The organism is Pseudotenacibaculum haliotis (genome assembly GCF_042684245.1).
In the GTDB taxonomy this organism is placed as follows: domain Bacteria; phylum Bacteroidota; class Bacteroidia; order Flavobacteriales; family Flavobacteriaceae; genus Polaribacter; species Polaribacter haliotis_A.
Genome location: NZ_JBHULH010000003.1, coordinates 209,864 through 227,447 on the forward strand (window position 1 = coordinate 209,864; position 17,584 = coordinate 227,447).

At 34.5% G+C, this 17,584-nt stretch carries 18 protein-coding genes; 10 read left to right on the top strand and 8 right to left on the bottom strand.

Annotated features, from left to right (window positions below):
* Positions 1-86: 86 nt before the first annotated feature.
* Entirely contained in the window at positions 87-2,462 is a 2,376-nt protein-coding gene (locus tag ACFSRZ_RS06620; protein WP_379665750.1) for a TonB-dependent receptor domain-containing protein, read from the bottom strand.
* A 218-nt stretch (positions 2,463-2,680) separates the two neighbouring features.
* On the opposite strand from ACFSRZ_RS06620, the gene ACFSRZ_RS06625 reads away from it, so the two are divergent.
* Complete coding sequence (locus ACFSRZ_RS06625) at positions 2,681-3,754, top strand: sensor histidine kinase (protein ID WP_379665751.1); 1,074 nt, start codon at positions 2,681-2,683, stop codon at positions 3,752-3,754.
* A complete protein-coding gene (locus ACFSRZ_RS06630) occupies positions 3,751-4,464 on the top strand; it encodes a LytR/AlgR family response regulator transcription factor (protein ID WP_379665752.1) in 714 nt (237 codons plus the stop codon). Before ACFSRZ_RS06625 ends, ACFSRZ_RS06630 begins: the two co-directional genes overlap by 4 nt.
* Position 4,465: 1 nt before the next feature.
* Here ACFSRZ_RS06630 and ACFSRZ_RS06635 read toward each other — a convergent pair whose 3' ends face one another.
* Both ACFSRZ_RS06635 and purN read right to left on the bottom strand, forming a co-directional pair.
* The gene (locus ACFSRZ_RS06635; RefSeq protein ID WP_379665753.1) at positions 4,466-5,101 is read right to left on the bottom strand and encodes a ribonuclease H1 domain-containing protein; all 636 of its coding nucleotides are present in this window, start codon (positions 5,099-5,101) and stop codon (positions 4,466-4,468) included.
* Between the two features lie 30 nt (positions 5,102-5,131).
* On the bottom strand, positions 5,132-5,704 hold the full coding sequence (gene purN, locus ACFSRZ_RS06640) for a phosphoribosylglycinamide formyltransferase (protein ID WP_379665754.1): 573 nt from the start codon (positions 5,702-5,704) through the stop codon (positions 5,132-5,134).
* A 170-nt stretch (positions 5,705-5,874) separates the two neighbouring features.
* On the opposite strand from purN, the gene ACFSRZ_RS06645 reads away from it, so the two are divergent.
* The 5 genes from ACFSRZ_RS06645 to pyk all read left to right on the top strand — a co-directional run bounded on the left by ACFSRZ_RS06645 (position 5,875) and on the right by pyk (position 10,121).
* Positions 5,875-6,111, top strand: coding sequence for an acyl carrier protein (locus tag ACFSRZ_RS06645; protein ID WP_379665755.1), 237 nt, complete (start codon positions 5,875-5,877; stop codon positions 6,109-6,111).
* 11 nt (positions 6,112-6,122) lie between these two features.
* On the top strand, positions 6,123-7,373 hold the full coding sequence (gene fabF, locus ACFSRZ_RS06650; protein ID WP_379665756.1) for a beta-ketoacyl-ACP synthase II: 1,251 nt from the start codon (positions 6,123-6,125) through the stop codon (positions 7,371-7,373).
* A gap of 6 nt (positions 7,374-7,379) precedes the next feature.
* The gene (gene rnc / locus ACFSRZ_RS06655; protein ID WP_379665757.1) at positions 7,380-8,120 is read left to right on the top strand and encodes a ribonuclease III; all 741 of its coding nucleotides are present in this window, start codon (positions 7,380-7,382) and stop codon (positions 8,118-8,120) included.
* Between the two features lie 100 nt (positions 8,121-8,220).
* Complete coding sequence (locus ACFSRZ_RS06660) at positions 8,221-8,691, top strand: IPExxxVDY family protein (RefSeq protein WP_379665758.1); 471 nt, start codon at positions 8,221-8,223, stop codon at positions 8,689-8,691.
* A 2-nt stretch (positions 8,692-8,693) separates the two neighbouring features.
* On the top strand, positions 8,694-10,121 hold the full coding sequence (pyk, locus tag ACFSRZ_RS06665) for a pyruvate kinase (RefSeq protein ID WP_379665759.1): 1,428 nt from the start codon (positions 8,694-8,696) through the stop codon (positions 10,119-10,121).
* 2 nt (positions 10,122-10,123) lie between these two features.
* Here the strand turns inward: pyk and ACFSRZ_RS06670 are convergent, their stop codons facing one another.
* Complete coding sequence (locus tag ACFSRZ_RS06670; RefSeq protein ID WP_379665760.1) at positions 10,124-12,418, bottom strand: M20/M25/M40 family metallo-hydrolase; 2,295 nt, start codon at positions 12,416-12,418, stop codon at positions 10,124-10,126.
* A gap of 259 nt (positions 12,419-12,677) precedes the next feature.
* Between ACFSRZ_RS06670 and ACFSRZ_RS06675 the strand changes: the two genes are divergently transcribed.
* Positions 12,678-13,145: a CBS domain-containing protein gene (locus ACFSRZ_RS06675; protein ID WP_379665761.1), complete on the top strand. Its 468-nt coding sequence runs from the start codon at positions 12,678-12,680 to the stop codon at positions 13,143-13,145.
* Between the two features lie 6 nt (positions 13,146-13,151).
* Here ACFSRZ_RS06675 and ACFSRZ_RS06680 read toward each other — a convergent pair whose 3' ends face one another.
* Both ACFSRZ_RS06680 and ACFSRZ_RS06685 read right to left on the bottom strand, forming a co-directional pair.
* Positions 13,152-13,505 carry a hypothetical protein gene (locus ACFSRZ_RS06680; protein ID WP_379665762.1) on the bottom strand — a complete coding sequence of 118 codons (354 nt, stop codon included), beginning with the start codon at positions 13,503-13,505 and terminating at the stop codon, positions 13,152-13,154.
* A 7-nt stretch (positions 13,506-13,512) separates the two neighbouring features.
* Positions 13,513-14,034, bottom strand: a complete 522-nt coding sequence (locus ACFSRZ_RS06685) for a DinB family protein (protein ID WP_379665763.1) — start codon at positions 14,032-14,034, stop codon at positions 13,513-13,515.
* 92 nt (positions 14,035-14,126) lie between these two features.
* Here ACFSRZ_RS06685 and ACFSRZ_RS06690 point away from each other — a divergent pair, with 92 nt between their 5' ends.
* Positions 14,127-14,546, top strand: a complete 420-nt coding sequence (locus ACFSRZ_RS06690) for a JAB domain-containing protein (RefSeq protein ID WP_379665764.1) — start codon at positions 14,127-14,129, stop codon at positions 14,544-14,546.
* A 387-nt stretch (positions 14,547-14,933) separates the two neighbouring features.
* Complete coding sequence (locus tag ACFSRZ_RS06695) at positions 14,934-15,269, top strand: single-stranded DNA-binding protein (RefSeq protein WP_379665765.1); 336 nt, start codon at positions 14,934-14,936, stop codon at positions 15,267-15,269.
* Positions 15,270-15,380: 111 nt separating this feature from the next.
* On the opposite strand, the gene ACFSRZ_RS06700 is transcribed toward ACFSRZ_RS06695, so the two are convergent.
* The gene (locus tag ACFSRZ_RS06700) at positions 15,381-15,758 is read right to left on the bottom strand and encodes a DUF2200 domain-containing protein (RefSeq protein WP_379665766.1); all 378 of its coding nucleotides are present in this window, start codon (positions 15,756-15,758) and stop codon (positions 15,381-15,383) included.
* A 105-nt stretch (positions 15,759-15,863) separates the two neighbouring features.
* On the bottom strand, positions 15,864-17,528 hold the full coding sequence (locus ACFSRZ_RS06705) for a hypothetical protein (protein ID WP_379665767.1): 1,665 nt from the start codon (positions 17,526-17,528) through the stop codon (positions 15,864-15,866).
* Between the last annotated feature and the right edge of the window lie 56 nt (positions 17,529-17,584).

Genomic DNA, 17,584 nt, shown 5'->3' on the forward strand with positions numbered 1-17,584 from the left:
TGTGCTGAGCATAGTCGAAGTAGAGTCGAGATATCTCGTTATAACAAAAAAGCCCAAGCATTAGCTTGGGCTTTTTATTATAAACCTTAACGATTACTTCTTCCTGGTCGCCTAGTTTTTGAATTTTCTTTTTGGTTGAACCTATAGATAAGTGTAAAAGTATATTTAGGCCCTAAAAGTTTTCGGTGAGACTCATAACTAAAGCCTTCTCCTGTTCGTAAGATCTGTTCTTGTCTTGAGTTCAAAACATTTCTCACGTTAAAAGTAAGAGCAACCTTATTGTTGAAAAGTGGTTTGTTTAAACCTAGATCAAGAAAGTAATTTGCTTTGGTGATAGTTTGAGCATTTTCATTTCTTCCGGTATAGTTGAAATTAGCCTGAAATGTATATTGCTTAGGAAGCTTGAATCTGGAATTGATTCGGGCAAACCAAGAGCTATTATCGGCATCAAAATTCACTCCTTCAAAATCGCCTCTTTGTTGAAATGAAAAGTAGTTGACTTCTCCGGAAAGCTGCATCCAATTATAAGGTCTATAGTTCATAGAAAGTTCAACTCCCAATCTGCTTTCCGAGTCAATATTAATAGGTTTAGTAATTAAGATGTCGTCTTCATTACGCTCTGTAAAGAATTGGAATGGATCCACTGTATTTTGATAGTAAACAGAAGGGTTCAATCGTAATTTTCCAATCCTGGTTAGTAAACCTAATTCTAATGAACTGGTAAGAGCAGGATCCATATCAGGATTTCCCTGACGTTGTGCATTAATTCCTGCCAACCCGCCAAAAGGATTCAGGTGCCAGAAACTAGGCCTGTTAATTCTTCTGCTATAGCTCAATTGAGTGGTGGTTTTTTCAGACAAGGTATAGTTTAGGTGAACGGTTGGGAAAAAGTTGGTATAGCTTTTTGTGTCTTCAAACTCTCCTTTTCTATCTAAGATCTCAATATTGGTATATTCAGTTCTCAACCCTAACTGATAGCCTAATTTTGAAGCTTTGCCTGCATATAAAGCATAGGCTCCTGCAATGCGCTCTTTATAATCTAGTTTGTTGTCTATATTATTGATTATTTCCCATTGGTTGTTTTGAAAAGCTTCTGCTTTGTATTCACTGCTGATAATTCTAGATTCTCCTCTAAAACCGGTTTCAAAAGAACTGTCTTCAGACAAAGGGTTTGTAAAATCTACCTGTAATAAGTAGTCTTTACTGCTTTCAATGTCTCGGGTTCTAGATAAAATCTCCTCTTCAAGTATAGGAAAGGTGTTTTGTGTAGAGAAACTTTCATTCTCATCGTCATCCCAAAAATCGTATTGAAAATCAACCACCAATTTTTTTCCTTTATCTCCAAAATTCTTGGTATAGCTAAGCTCAAGCTGATTGTGATCCATAGGTTCATAGTACTTTTCACTTCTAAACGTGGTGCTGTCTAATACCTGTAAAGCATTGAAATAATCATAAGTATAATCAACACTATTATTTCTCTTTATTAAAACTTTGTAATATGCTGCAGTAAGAGTACTGCTTTCTGATAAGAAATAGTCGAAACCAAAGTACATGTTGGTGATCTTTGAATTTCTATAAGCGTCTGAACGTCTGTTTAAAATAATAGGAACAGTGTTTACAGAAGAGTTTTGAATAACATTTTCGGTAATTCGGTTGTCAACAAAACGATATCCTAGAGTAGAGAAAAGATTCAGTTTGTTTGTTTTGTAATTAAGATTGGCACTGGTGTTTACATCGGCAGGTGCAGAATTACTGATGTTTATTGATCCACTAAGACCACTGACCTTATTCTTTTTCAAGATTACATTAATGATTCCAGAAGTTCCTGCTGCTTGATAACGGGAAGAAGGATTAGTAATAACCTCTACTCGATCTATTTGCTCGGCAGGAATTTGATTTAAACCATTGTTTGCTGTTAGAACAGAAGGCTTTCCATTGATAAGAATGCTTACATTAGTATTACCTCTCAGGCTCACAGCTCCGTCGAGATCTACAGAAACAGAAGGCACATTTTCCAATACCTGTGCTAGTGATCCGCTTTGAGAAAGTAGATCTTTTCCTACCTGAAACACCTTTTTATCAATCTGCAAACTCACGGTCGATTTCTCGGCTCTAACAGAAATTTCATCGAGTATTTCCGAGGATTCGCTCAGAGAAATTGTACCTAGATTTGTTGAAGAATTAATATTGATGGGACGTTCATAAGATTTGTAGGATAAAAATTCAACCTTTATTATATAATTCCCTTTTTGGATCTTAAGCTCAAATTCACCGTTTTCATTAGTAATAACACCATCAATAATTACATTGTCTTTGGAAATGGAAACAGTAGCATAAGGAATAGGTTGTTGGGTTATACTATCTATAACCTTCCCTGAAATGTTGTGTTTAATAGTTTCGTTGCTTGAAAAAGCCAGCGTGCTGGTGAGAAGCAAAAACAATAGAACAAATACTCTAATCATTGTATATAATTTTATTTTTGAGCAAAAGAATTCAGAAAATAAAAGGAGATATCAGCTAATAGACCAATAAGAGATAAGTTGTGCTATTTAACGAGTTTCTGGGGGTGAATGTATTGGTGGGTAGATAAATGAATTTAATGGGGTGTTGGTGTGAATTGGTCTTTTTTTTCAGAGAGAAAATGAACAAGTAGTACTTTTATGGCACAAAAAGCATTTTTATGAATAAGGTGTTAGATTTTTTAGAAAAGCGGTCTTATATAGCTCATGTTTTATTCTGGGTTGGTATTTTTCTTATTCAAACATTCGACTCAAAGTATGACTTGAACGAACATTTATACTCTGTTATCATTCACAATGGAATTATGTTATTTCCTAAAATGATTGCAAGTTATATTCTAGTGTACTACCAGATTCCGCAATTACTATTTAAAAGAAAATACCTCACTTTTGCTATTTCTTTTGTGGTGGTTTGCTATTTGGTCTGTGTAGGCGCAAGAATTTTGGTGGTTTATGGTGTTGAAGAACTTACCCGCCCTAAACCTTTTGATCAAGAACCCATTCTAGAAATTTTTACAGATGTGAGAAAGCTTTACGATGGCTATTATCTATGGATGTATTTTCCGGCCATTGTTATGCTAGTCTTAAAACTGTTAAAGGATACGATCGAAAAGAAATCAACTGTAGAAAAGCTGGAGAAAGAAAAAATGTCGGCAGAATTGAGCTTTTTGAAATCTCAGATACACCCTCATTTCTTATTCAATACTCTTAACAACTTATATGTTCTTACCATAAAAAAATCAGACAAGGCGCCGGAAACAGTTTTGAAGTTGTCTGAAATCTTAGATTATATGCTGTATCAATGCAACGATTCTGAGATTAGTATAGAAAAAGAAATTCAGCTCATTAAAAACTATGTAGCCCTAGAGCAATTGCGTTATGGAGATAAGCTAGTGTTGAAACTAAATACAGAGGTAGACAATATGCAGACCAAGATCACCCCGTTGTTGTTGATCTCTATTATAGAGAACGCATTCAAGCACGGTGTAAGCGGAAGAAGCTCTAAAAGTGAAGTTGCTATAGAGCTCACAGTAAAAGAGGGGCAATTGTATTTTGAAGTGCACAACACAAAACCCTTTGTAGAGCAAAAGGATTACACGAATTTTAAAAAGGGAATCGGATTAAAGAACACACGAAAACAACTAGCTTTGGTCTATCCGGAAAAAAGCTCCATAGAAGTCATTGAAAAAAACACCACCTATACAGTGAAATTAACCATAGATTTGACATCATGAGATCAACCTGTGTAATTATAGATGATGAACCTTTAGCGGTAGAATTGATGGAAGCATATGTTTCTAAAATTCCACAATTAGAACTTGTGGTTACCTGTTCTAATGCTCTTGATGCCTATGAGGTCTTAAAAACTAAAGAAATAGATCTGCTATTTTTAGATATTCAGATGCCCAATATAACCGGAATAGAATTTTTAAAGTCGATATCCAATCCACCTAAAGTTATTTTAACAACAGCTTATAGAGAATATGCTTTGGAAAGTTATGAGCTGGAAGTGGTAGACTACCTTCTAAAACCCATTCCGTTCGATCGTTTTTTTAAAGCGGTTGATAAATTTTTTAAAACGGTAAAAACAACTGTTCAGCCCAAGCAACAGCCAATAGTGGAGAGTTTAAAAAGAGACTATCTGTTTGTTAATGTAAATAAGAAGCATCATAAACTACATTACGATGAGATTCTTTATGCAGAGAGTTTAAAAGACTATATAAGAATTCACACCCAAGATCAGGTATTAGTAACCAAGCAAAAAATAAGTGAGTTTGAAACACTCTTGCCTTCATTCTTTTTAAGAACACACAGATCCTATATTGTAAACACGCACAAAGTAACTGCCTATACACAACAAGATGTAGAGATTGGAAAGATAGAAATTCCTATAGGGATTAGTTATAAAAAAGAGGTGATTGATATCTTACGTTTAGATCAGTAAGTTATTTTCTCCCAAAATCAGCCGGAATCTCACCCCAAGCTTTGGTTTCCCATTTTAGAATAGGATTTTGATACGAATTTTCTTTGAGCCACTTTTCTGCTCTTTGGATAAGTTTTAGCAATTCACTGTTTGTAGAATCGAAGGTAATATTAGTTCTGCACTCTTTCTTTTTCAGCCAAGACATGGCAATCTTAGAGTCAGAATAAATTGGTGTTTTGTGTAAACCTTTGCTTTTTAATAAGGCAATTCCGTGAACCAAGGCCAAAAACTCACCTATATTATTGGTGCCATTTTCATAAGGCCCCATCTTAAAGACTTCTTTCTTACTATCTGTCAATACTCCACGGTATTCCATCTTACCGGGGTTTCCACTACAAGCAGCATCTACAGATAGGGTTTGTGCAATTGGCAACCCATATTTTGCTTTTTCTTTGGCAGAAAGTGTGGGTTTTTTTGTGTCTTTTCCTCTGTAGTCTTTATAGCTCTTTTTAAAAGCTTTTTCAGCTTCTGTTTTATCGGCAAAAGATTTGTATTGAGCACCATCGAAACCTTGTACCAGTTTTTTTACCTTATCCCAAGAAGAAAAAACACCGGTTTCCTTTCCTTTCCAAACAACATAGTACTTCTTTTTAGCCATCTATATATTTTGATACATGAAATATGAACCTTAGTCTTGATTCAAGATAATTGTCTTTTCAATTACTTCGGGGAAATGTTTGTATTCTAAGGTGTGGATCTTATTAGCAATATCTTCCGGACTATCTGTTGGATCTACAGCTGTTTTTGCCTGAAAAATGATAGCACCTTCATCATAATGCTCATTCACATAATGAATGGTAATTCCGGTTTCTGATTCATTATTTTCCTTCACAGCTCTATGCACATGCATCCCATACATGCCTTTTCCACCGTATTTTGGAAGCAGTGCTGGATGAATATTGACCATCTTTTTAGGGAATGCATCAATGAAATTAGCAGGAATTTTCCATAAAAATCCTGCCAAAACAATAAAATCTGCATGCAATTGCACATCATGAAGTACTCTAGAAGAATGAAGAAAAGCCTCTTTAGAGAACCATACGCACGGAACATTCAGTTGCTTACATCGATCAAAAACACCTGCATCTTTTTTATTACAATACACTTTGCTAACTGTAACATTTTCAGTGCTTTGAAAGTGTTTAATAATGTTCTCTGCATTTGTTCCCGAACCCGAAGCAAAAATGGCAATTCTTTTCATGAGTAAAATATTCCTATACAAAAGAAAGAATAATAAATGAGAATGTAATTTTTCTCTATTACTTTCGACAAAAAATGTCTATTTTTAAAATTCATTTTTACGGGAAAAATTCGTTTAGATTAATAAGATTTGTATTTTTGCCTCGATTTTAAATTTAAAAATTATAAATTATGTCAGACATTGCATCAAGAGTAAAAGCTATTATCGTTGACAAACTAGGGGTGGACGATAATGAAGTAACTGCAGAAGCTAGCTTCACAAATGATTTAGGAGCAGATTCTTTAGATACTGTTGAGTTAATTATGGAATTCGAAAAAGAATTTGATATTCAAATTCCTGACGACCAAGCAGAAAACATCGGTACTGTAGGTCAAGCAATCAGCTATATAGAAGAAGCTAAAAAGTAACATCTATTTATATGCAATTAAAACGAGTTGTAGTAACTGGACTTGGTGCATTAACACCTATAGGAAATAATATTCAAGAATATTGGAATGGCTTAGCTAATGGAGTTAGCGGGGCTGCGCCTATCACACATTTTGATGCTACCAAGTTCAAGACTCGTTTCGCTTGTGAGGTTAAGAACTTTGAGGTTCGCGATTTCATAGACCGAAAAGAATCTCGTAGAATGGATAAGTTTACGCAGTATGCGATGGTAGCTTCAGATGAAGCTATTGCAGATGCAAAGCTAAACTTAGACGAAGTAAACAAATTACGAGTAGGAGTTATTTGGGGAGCTGGTATTGGAGGTTTAGAAACATTCCAAAACGAAGTATTGAACTTCGCTGCGGGTGATGGAACACCAAAATTTAACCCTTTCTTTATTCCTAAAATGATTGCAGACATCGCACCAGGAAACATTTCTATTAAGAATGGTTTTATGGGGCCTAACTATACTACTGTGTCTGCCTGTGCATCTTCTGCCAATGCAATGATCGATGCATTAAACTACATCCGCTTAGGACATTGTGATGTTATTGTTACCGGAGGAAGTGAAGCCGCTGTAACAATTGCCGGAATGGGAGGATTTAATGCAATGCACGCTTTATCTACTAGAAATGAAAATCCTGAAAATGCTTCAAGACCTTTTGATGCAGAAAGAGATGGGTTTGTACTAGGAGAAGGAGCCGGAGCTATTATTCTGGAAGAATACGAACATGCAAAAGCTAGAGGAGCAAAAATCTATGCAGAAGTAATTGGAGGAGGAATGTCTTCTGATGCACACCATATGACAGCACCACATCCAGAAGGAATTGGAGTGATTGCTGTAATGAAAAACTGTTTAGAAAATGCCGGAATCAACCCGGAAGATGTAGATCACATCAATACACACGGAACATCAACTCCATTAGGAGACGTTGCAGAATTAAAAGCAATTTCTGAAGTGTTTGGTGATCATGCAAAAACTATCAACATCAACTCAACCAAATCAATGACAGGACACTTGTTGGGAGCTGCAGGAGCTATTGAAGCCATTGCTTCTATCTTAGCTTTAGAGCACGGAGTTATTCCGCCAACAATTAACCATAGCACAGTTGATGAAAATATCAACCCTGATTTAAATCTAACGTTAAATAAGGCCCAAAAACGAGATATTAAGATTGCTATGAGTAATACATTCGGGTTTGGAGGTCATAATGCTTGTGTAGCGTTCAAGAAAATCGATTAATTTTTAATGAATTTTATTCGCAAAATAGTAAAACCATCTTCTAAAGGCGAGGATGAGGGATTTTACAATGATATGCGAGAATTGCTAGAATTCTATCCTAAGAAGATAGAGTACTACGATATGGCGTTTACCCATCGTTCATTAAAGAAAGTAGATAAAGATGGAGAGCCTTTTAACTATGAGCGTCTAGAATTTTTAGGAGATGCCATGTTGGGTTCTGTAATTGCGTCTTACCTCTACAAAAAAGTACCCAAAGGGACAGAGGGATATTTAACTCAGATGCGCTCTAAAATTGTAAGTAGAGAGCATTTAAACGAGTTGGGTAAAGACTTAAACCTGATCAAATTTGTAAAAAGCAATATCTCACAAGACAATGTTGGAGATAATATTCATGGAAATATTTTTGAAGCATTGATTGGAGCTATTTACTTAGATAAAGGGTATAACTATTGCAAAAAATTTATCTACGAAAAGGTAATTACACCTTATGTAGACATTCCTAAGCTAGAAGGAAAAATCACTAGCTATAAAGGATTGATCATAGAATGGTGTCAAAAACAAAAGAAAAAGTATCACATCGAAACCTATGAGGATACCGGAAATGAGCCGATAAAACATTTTAGTGTTCGTATTAGTATTGATGGTGAACAAATAGCTAAAGGAAGAGCTACTTCAAAGAAAAAAGCAGAAGAGCAAGCCTCTAAAAGAGTTTACTTTAGCTTCCAAAAACAGATCGAAAATTCATAATTCGATAACGATTTCGTTAATTTTTACCACATTTTTTAAAACAATCAGTAATTTTGTTAGCTAGGGTTATTCTGTAGCCACTAGTATAAATCAATTAATAATGCAGATTCATTCGTTAGGATTAGAAGACTTTAATGAGGATAATTATACCCTGATCGGGATCCATACTGCATTGGAAGATTTTAAGTTAGCCTATCTTTTAAATAACAATTTAAACACACACTTCTCGAGAGCAAACTTTAGTTTAGACTTTGAAAAGAATGAAAGTAAAGCATCCTTTTCTATCTATAACTATACGAATGAAAAATACGATTACGAGTGGTATTTGATTTCAAATAGTTATAAAGAGGAGAGAGTTAATGAACAAGATACACTAGCATTAAGTACAGAAACAATAACGTATTTGATACCGGAAAAAAAAAGAGTAGACTACTTTATAAAAATTGTTGGCGAATCCAATCATGAAATGATTGCTAAAACAATAGACAAGATCAAAACCATTGGTCAGGTAGTAACCTCTTATACAATAGAAACAGACTCACTAAAATCGAAAGAATTTTTAATTTTTTAAGCATGCCAATAAGTAAGAAGACAAAAATCGTTGCCACATTAGGACCCGCAACACATTCCAAAGAGATCTTAAAAGAACTAGCAGAAACTGGAGTAAATGTATTCAGAATAAACTTTTCGCATGCAGATTATGAGATCGTAAAAGAGCGAATCAAGCAAATTCGTGAGATCAATGAAGAGAACGGATTCAATGTGGCTATTCTGGCCGACCTACAAGGTCCTAAACTACGTGTAGGGGTTATGGAAGAAGGTGTGGTTTTGGAAGAAGGGAGCGAGTTTGTTTTCACTACAGAAGAGTGTATTGGAACCCAAGAAAAAGCCTTTATGACCTATCAGAATTTCCCAAGGGACGTAAAACCCGGAGAGCAAATTTTGGTAGATGACGGAAAGTTATTGTTTGAAGTGATTTCTACAGATAAGAAAACAACGGTAGTTACCAAAGTTATTGTAGGAGGTATTTTATCTTCAAAAAAAGGAGTAAACCTTCCAAACACAAATATTTCACTTCCTGCATTGACAGAAAAAGATAAAAAGGATGCAATTTTTGCCTTGAGTCAAGAAATTGACTGGATCGCATTATCCTTTGTAAGAACTCCGGAAGATCTTAGAATGCTTAGAGACCTTATCAAGCATAACTCGTCTTACAGAGTTCCTGTGATTGCTAAAATTGAGAAACCTGAGGCTGTTGAGAACATCGATGCTTTGATTCCGTATTGTGACGGGTTAATGGTAGCAAGAGGAGACCTTGGAGTAGAGATTCCTATGCAAGAAGTTCCTTTGATCCAAAAACAATTGGTGATGAGAGCTAAGAGAGCAAGAATTCCGGTAATTATTGCTACGCAAATGATGGAAACCATGATAGAAAACTCGGTTCCAACAAGAGCAGAAGTAAACGATGTGGCAAACTCAATTATGGACGGAGCAGATGCCGTTATGTTATCCGGAGAAACGTCTGTTGGAAAACACCCGGTACGTGTGATCAAGAAAATGAGTGAGATCATTTTAAGCGTAGAGAACTCTCCACTAATTGAAGTTCCATTACGACCACCACATATTAGAACCAATCGTTTTATTACAAAATCGGTATGTTACCATGCAGCTTTAATGTCTAACGATACAGAAGCTGCTGCAATTTGTACATTAACCAATAGTGGATATACTGCATTTCAGATATCAGCTTGGCGTCCAAGAACACACGTAATTGCCTTTACTACAGAAAAAAGGATCTTAGGAAAACTAAACCTACTTTGGGGAGTAAGAGCTTACTACTACGATGAAGATCTAAGTACAGATGATACTGTAAAAGACATCAACAGAATTGTACAGGAAAAAGGATATGTTAAACCAGGAGAACTGGTTATTAACCTTACCTCTATGCCTGTTGAAGAACGCGGAATGGTAAATACACTTCGTGTTTCTGAGATCAAGTAAGTTTAGAGTTTTACTTTTCGAGTACTAATAATCGCATTGTTGGTTACAAATGGCATAGGCATCATGTCTTCTGACCTGGGCTGAATGTTTAGTGTTGTATTTTTTAATAGATCATCCGAAACTTCATTCACCGTGATCTCTGGTTTTAGAGTAGGATCTAAGGTCATTTGAAGGCGTAATATCGAATCTTGATTTCCAAAGTGATAAATTAAGAAAGAACCTCTTCTAACTTTATATTCTTTACCATCGTTTACCGGTATAGTATTGGCTACAAGCTTGTGAAAATGGATAGAATCTCTAGAAGAGAACTCCAACTTTCGAATCTTTCGTTGAGGTTTAAAAACAAGATCCAACAACCTTTTCCCTTCAACCACAGTGTCTTTTTCTATAGAAATATCTGAGGTTGCTATTGGTACATATGCTGCTTTTTGATGATAGCTAAAACGCGTGTTGTACTTACTCTTTGTATTGGCATTGGCAATGCTTCCTTTAACTGGATTTTCTCCAAGTTTTTGTTCTATATAGGAATCTAAGACTTGATTATAAGTTCCCCAATAAGCAGTAGAATCTGCAATGTTTTGAACATATACCAAGCTGTTTGGCTTTTTCTTATCAACATTAAACCCTGAATAATAAGTTGCTATCACAAAGAACAGAAATGCCAATATTCCTGCCAGTTTGGTAAAACCTTTTCTTGGTTTTGAGGCGTTGAGAATAGGAATTAACAAACCAAAAAGCAAAGCCAATAATACCCCACTGATAAAAAGCATCTTTAACCCTAATCCTACAGGAAACATCTTGATCAAAGGGGCAATCATATATACCGTTGGAATAGAAAAAATTGCAAATAAAATGGTTCTAGAAGATTGCTCTTTTGTAAGAATAGAAATGGCTAAGATCAGCTCAGCAATAAACACCGGAATGATCAAAAAACCGGCACCTTTAAAATCTTCAGGAATGATAAAATTGATGATCAACCAAAGAACAATAGGAGCTACAAAAAGGCTTGTAATATTCTCTTTTTTGGTGAAATACTTATAGACCTTAAACGACAACCAAAGATTTAAACCGGTAAAAGCTGCTATGTACCAATACCCATTATAGGTAAAGCCATGAAGCATGTCGTTGTAATCAGGGTGAATTAGGAGAATTCCTTTCCAAAGAGCAAAAGAAACCCCACCGCAAACTACGATTGATAGAATGGCAGGAATAAACCCTTTGGCTATTTCTTTAAGCTGAAGCCTGTGCAAAACAGTTCCAAAAAAGATGAGAATAAGTAATAAAACCAAAGCAATGATCTGCATGGTATTTACCCAAGCAAAAGGATAGGTAAGAATCTTAAGAATAGGAAAGTTTACATATACATAATCGATATCGCTATTTAGATTAGAAAGGTCAGAATTGGCAAAATAATTTAGAGTTGTCATCAAGTAATCTGCTTGATGTGCCAAAGAGGTTCTATCCAAACGCTCATAGGTGTCTTGCATGGTGTGGTAATCGAAATGATCTCCAATAAAGGCAAAATTAAATCCATTAATATTCCCTTCTTCTCTAAAAACAGTTAGGTCTGTATCGTTTGGTAATTTTTTGTAAATACTATACAGCAAAGAATTGGAAGCCGGATATCCCGGATTTGCTTTTTTAAACTCAGAGATAAGCTTGTGATTCTTTCCATTGGTTTCCATCAGCATATAACCAGGACCTCCACTACCTCTAGCTTCAAGATTTAATACCAAACCTACGTCTTTGGCCCATGGATGATATTCTACAAAAGCTTTGGCTCCAAGCAACCCTAATTCTTCGGCATCAGAGATTAAAATAATGATGTCGTTTTTAGGTTGTTCTCCACGAGCTAGAAAAGCTCGAACAGTTTCCAAAATAGTAACAACTCCAGATCCTGCATCACTGGCACCAATGGCAATGTTTGGATTAGAATCGTAATGAGATAGCAATAACAAAGCCTTTCCTTTCTCTGTTCCCTCAATTCTTGCTAAAATGTTTTCAACCGTTGTTCCTGCTACCCATTTTTTATTGATAACTGTTTGGGTTTGAACAGTAGGATTCAAGCCCATTTTTTGAAGCTCACCTACCAAGTAATTCTGAACATTCTTGTGTCCGGGAGTTCCTACGTGATGTACTTCTGTGGTGATGTTTTTTAGGTGACCCAAAGCCTTGTCTACAGAGAACTCAGTTTCACTTTTTGCCTTTTTTACCGTTATTGGCTTTTGGTCATAAAAACCCCAATACGTACCAAGAACAATAATTAAAAAGGAAATAAGGGAAATGTATTTTTTCATGGAAAAAGGATTTACGTAAAAGTAGTAAATTAAAAAGTGTAACGGTAATAATTCCTAATAGGTTGACAAACAGGGTGTAAAAATCTCTAAAAAGAAGAGATAAACTTATGTGTAGTTGATGTTATAAACAAAAACAATAGAGGTAGAATAATACCCCAAAAGACGTAGCTTTTTAACAAAAAAGGAACTGAAAAACAGTTGAGGACTATTACAAGTTGTTAAAAATCAGTAACTTTAAAGAAAGCTAAACTAATTAATTATGGGTATTATCAACTTTCAAGGGAAGCGAGACAAATCGGCCTCAAAACCTGTAGAGCAAATTTTAGTGTCGGATTACATGACCACCAAACTAATTACTTTCAGACCTGAACAAACGATTCAGGAAGTGATTGAAACTTTGATAAAGAATAGAATTTCCGGAGGACCTGTAGTGAATGAGAAGAATGAATTGATCGGAATTATTTCTGAGGGAGATTGTATCAAACACATCTCAGAAAGTAAGTATTACAATATGCCTATGGACAGAAGTCATTCTGTAGAAAACAACATGATTACCGAAGTAGAAACCATTGATAAGAACATGAATATTTTTGATGCTGCCAATAAATTTATTAGTTCCAGAAGACGACGTTTTCCTATTATAGAAAACGGAAAGCTCGTTGGGCAGATTAGTCAGAAAGATATTTTAAAAGCTGCATTAAAGATGAAAGGAAATCGCTGGAAATAAGCGATGCTAAGACTCTTTTCTGATCAACAAGTACATTTCGTTCTCCAAAGCCAGATATCCTTCGTTATACACGTAAAAATAAGTGCTGCCGGCTCTTGTTGTGTATAAAGAAGTGAACAACTGAAAATCGAAACCTTTATCATACAATCGGGTTCTCGATACTTTGGTTTTTCCTTTGGTGTTTAATTCCGATAAGATCTTGTAATTCTTTCGCAAACGATTGTTGATGTTTCGAATTAGGTTCTTGCTGTCTTTGTTTACTTTGTTGTTGTAAGAGTTTCTACAATAATCAGAACAGAACTTTTTATCAATTCTTCCTTTTACTGCTTCTCCGCATTCCAAACAGGCTCTTGTTTCCATAGTTTTTTTAATTGTTTAAGATAGAAATATAGGCCGTCCACGGACCTACTTCTTCTGTGTATTGTTTTGCCAAAACTCTTGCTATTTGAGCAATATGTCCCAGATCGTGAGTCACCCAAGTAGCTAGCAATTGTTTGGCAGTAACCTCTCCAAATTCAGGATGAATTCCTGTTTGTGCTAAATCAGATTCCGTAAGATTTAAAGATTTGAGGTAGCTCAAGTTTTTTTCACGAAGCTGTTTAAATTCATCTAAAAGATTGCGCAAGGTTTTTCCTTTTGAATCTTCAAATTGCGCAAAACGATCAAAAGGAACAAAGTGTTTATCGTTTGTAGAAAGTGTTTTGTTCAACCTGTCGATCCAATCTGTTTTCTCTCCATGAATTAAGTGCCCCATTACATCAAATGGCGACCAAGTTTCTCTACCTTCGTTGTTGTTAATCCAATCCTGCGACAAGTTTCCCAAAAAAGAGTCTAGAGTATGAGGTGTTTGTTCTAAGATTTCTAAGGCTTTGTTGATGTCAAAATTCATAATTGACGGAACTATTTAAGCAATAGCTATAAATCATAATTAAAAACTTAAAGATAGAAAACAAATACTATATTTGGTTGAAAGATTTGATTATGAATGTCCGAATACCCAAAGACGAAGATATACGCGTAGCTAATTCTAGTGATATTGCTAGAATTATGAGAAGAGTTCTTCTAAGACAAAACAGACTTCACAGAAAGAAAGAATACTTCTGGTCTATCGGACTGAATACTGCTCATGATATTGAATATATAGAACTTCTTACCATTGGAACATTGAATAAAAACAATGTTGATCCTGTTGAAGTATTTAATTTCGCAGTAGCTAAAAAATGTAAGAAAATCATTCTTTGTCATAATCACCCATCAGGAAACCTACAGCCTAGTGAAGCAGATATTCAATTAACTAAAACTATTATTAGAGGAGCAGAAACTCTTAAAATGGAAGTTTTAGATCATATCATTATTTGTGAGGATGAAGATTATACAAGTGTTTTTGGGTTATTATCTTAAAGAATTATTGAATTGATTTTATGAGGGTTGCACTTATAGCAATACTACTTTTAGCCATTTTTGGGGATATTATATTTCCTAAATATTTTATTGACCAGAAAACAGGTAAATATAAAATGTGGATTAGGATTTTTATTGGAGTTACATCTTTGGCTTTACTAGTAGAAATCTTGATTGATGAATTGGCTTAGTAAGCTGAAATAATTACTTCTATAAGGATTTTAATATCCGTTTACAAACGACTACAATTATTTACAACCGAAAGTAAGCACTTTACAACCGAGTTCAGTTTGGTTTTGGTTGCATCTTTGCCCTGTCAGTTCGAAAGAACGATAAGACTTAACTGTTTAACCAGCCTGCGTCTGGCAGGTTTAAAAATTAAATATTATGAACGCACTAAGAAACAGAGTACAGTTGATTGGAAACCTAGGAAACGAACCGGAAGTTATTGAATTGGAAAGCGGAAAGAAATTGGCAAAGTTTGCCGTAGCTACAAATGAAACCTATCGTAACGCCAAAGGAGAAAAAGTTACAGATACGCAGTGGCACAATGTAGTTGCATGGAACAAAACTGCTGAGATTATAGAAAAATATGTACAAAAAGGAAACGAAATTATTGTCGAAGGAAAATTGACCTCACGAAGCTACGAGACAAAAGAAGGAGAAAAGAGATACATTACCGAAGTGGTATGTAATGAGATCTTGATGCTAGGAGGAAAATAATGTGGGAAATTGCGCTATGAAAGGAAAGCCAAAACTATTAAGTTTTGGCTTTTTATTTTTTACAACGTTCGTTATTGGAAACGTTACGATCCTAAGAGGAAATTTGTAGACTTACTTTTTTTCTTCACGTAAAATTTTCTCCATTTTACGCCCTTTAGCTAATTCATCAATCAGCTTTTCCATACGTCTACATTGTTTATATACAACAAACTCATCCTCAATTTCTTCAATTCGATAACCACAAACTACTCCCTTAATCATGTGTGCATTGGAATGTATTTTTGCTCTTTGAAAAAAGGTTCTAAAAGTTACTTTTTCTTCAATTAGAGCTAGTAATTTTTCTTCATCAAAACCTGTAAACCATTCTAGTACCTGATGGAACTCTTCTTTAGTTCTACCATTCTTCTCCAGTCTATTCCAGTAAAGTGGGTAAATGTCTGCAAAGATCATACTTGCAACCTGTTCATTTTTTTCTACTGTTACTTTCATTTTTAGTTGATTTTTTCCTTCCTAGCCATTAATGTATAAAGAATAAAATAATAGGCAAAATGTAAGTTGCCTTTTAACTAAAGGTAACAGCCTTGAATAAGAGTGCTACTTTTTTACAACTTGCATATTGCCATTTTTTTGTTTGATAACTTTCCAGTTCGGATTAAGCTCAATTTCATAAAATTGTCCAATTATTTTTGTGTCAGTTATTTTTGTAGGTAAAGGAAACACAAAATAATTTTTTCCATCTTTTTCATAACCTAAAACACCTGCAACACCAAGTACATCTTTACCTTCTGTTGTAAAAAAGTCACCAAAGTTTTCTCCTTTTGATGTATCTCGTCCTTTGATACTTGAATAAACAGTGCCAACTCCCCTGAGAGTCATTGTACCATTCATATTATATGTTCGTCCGTAATTGTCAAAATCTGAAACAGGAACTTTTAATGTTGGTTCCTTAATTAGAAGATTTGTGTAGTATGCAATTAGCTTATTTTGCTCTTCTTCACGTTGCTTTTCTTGTTCATATATTTCAGTAAAATTATTTCTTCTTTGAGCTAGAACAAGTCTTTTTTTAGAGACATTTAATTTTGAATTGAGCACACTGTTTTCGTAAATTTTCGCAAAGTTATAGACTTGATCAAGTCCCTTTTTCCAATCAATCTTTAAATAATCGAAAATTAAACCATATGCAGGGCCTGTTGCATAAGGAAAAGGTCGGGTATAGGTTTTTGCTCTTTCTCTTTCTTCAATTTCATCAATCGCTTTTTTATATTTGTTTTCATAGGAAGAAAGCACAAAACCGGTATAGTTTGCTAACCCTTCTAACGTTTCAATTTCAACCTCATCATTTAAATATTTTGAATACTTTTTCTGCCTTTTCTTTCTGAAAACAACAGCATCTTTTAGGAAAGTTTTCACCTCATCAACGTCTTTATTTTCAATGATCGTGGTTAAAGCATTTTTTAATGCTTGAAACTCTAATCGTAATAAAATTCGCGCATCGGTTTCATCTAAATAATCGATAGAATTCCCATTTAATTTCCTGAATTTATGATGTAATAAATGAAATAACTCGTGTATTATAGTTGAGCTTTTGTCCTTTAAGTAATTACGTAAAACTGTTGCATACTCTTTATCTTGATATTTTTGCGTAGTATTTACAAACACTAATGTGTTTGGTTCCATAGTTTTGTAATACAGGGTATCGTTGTCCGATTTTGAATCAGATAGTTTTACAAGACTGTAAATAATTTTATCATAATCAATAACAATTAAATTATCACTCCAGATTTTATGTCCCCAAAGCTTGCCGTTATCTTCTTTTAATAATGCTTTAGCTTCAAGCAGTTTTGTTGTAATTTTTTTTCTATTTCTGGAAGGAAAGGTTTTCTTATTCTCAATGATCTTTGAAAGAATATCTTGATACTCTTTTTTATTCTGCCAATGTTTAAACACGTCTTGATTTTTAAACTTATCGATGTTCGAATAAAACCGCTTGTGAACCAAATAATTTAAGATCCTAAATGTTTCTTTTTCATCTTTATTGCCAGAAAAAATACTTGCTCCTATAAATAAAACATAATCGGAAAGATTTTCAATTCCATCAATTAATTCAATAACCCTAGTAAAATCATTTGCTGACTTTTTGTAATCTTTAGATTCGTAATTTTTAATTGCAGATTTATAGACTTTATTAACGTCTGTTTCTTGCGCATGAGAAATTTGAAAAACGATGCTGATAAGAAGTAATAAGAATGATTTTTTCATTTCTGTCTTGTTTAAAAATTCAGAAACAAAAGTATAGAGGGGTAACGGTTGTTTTT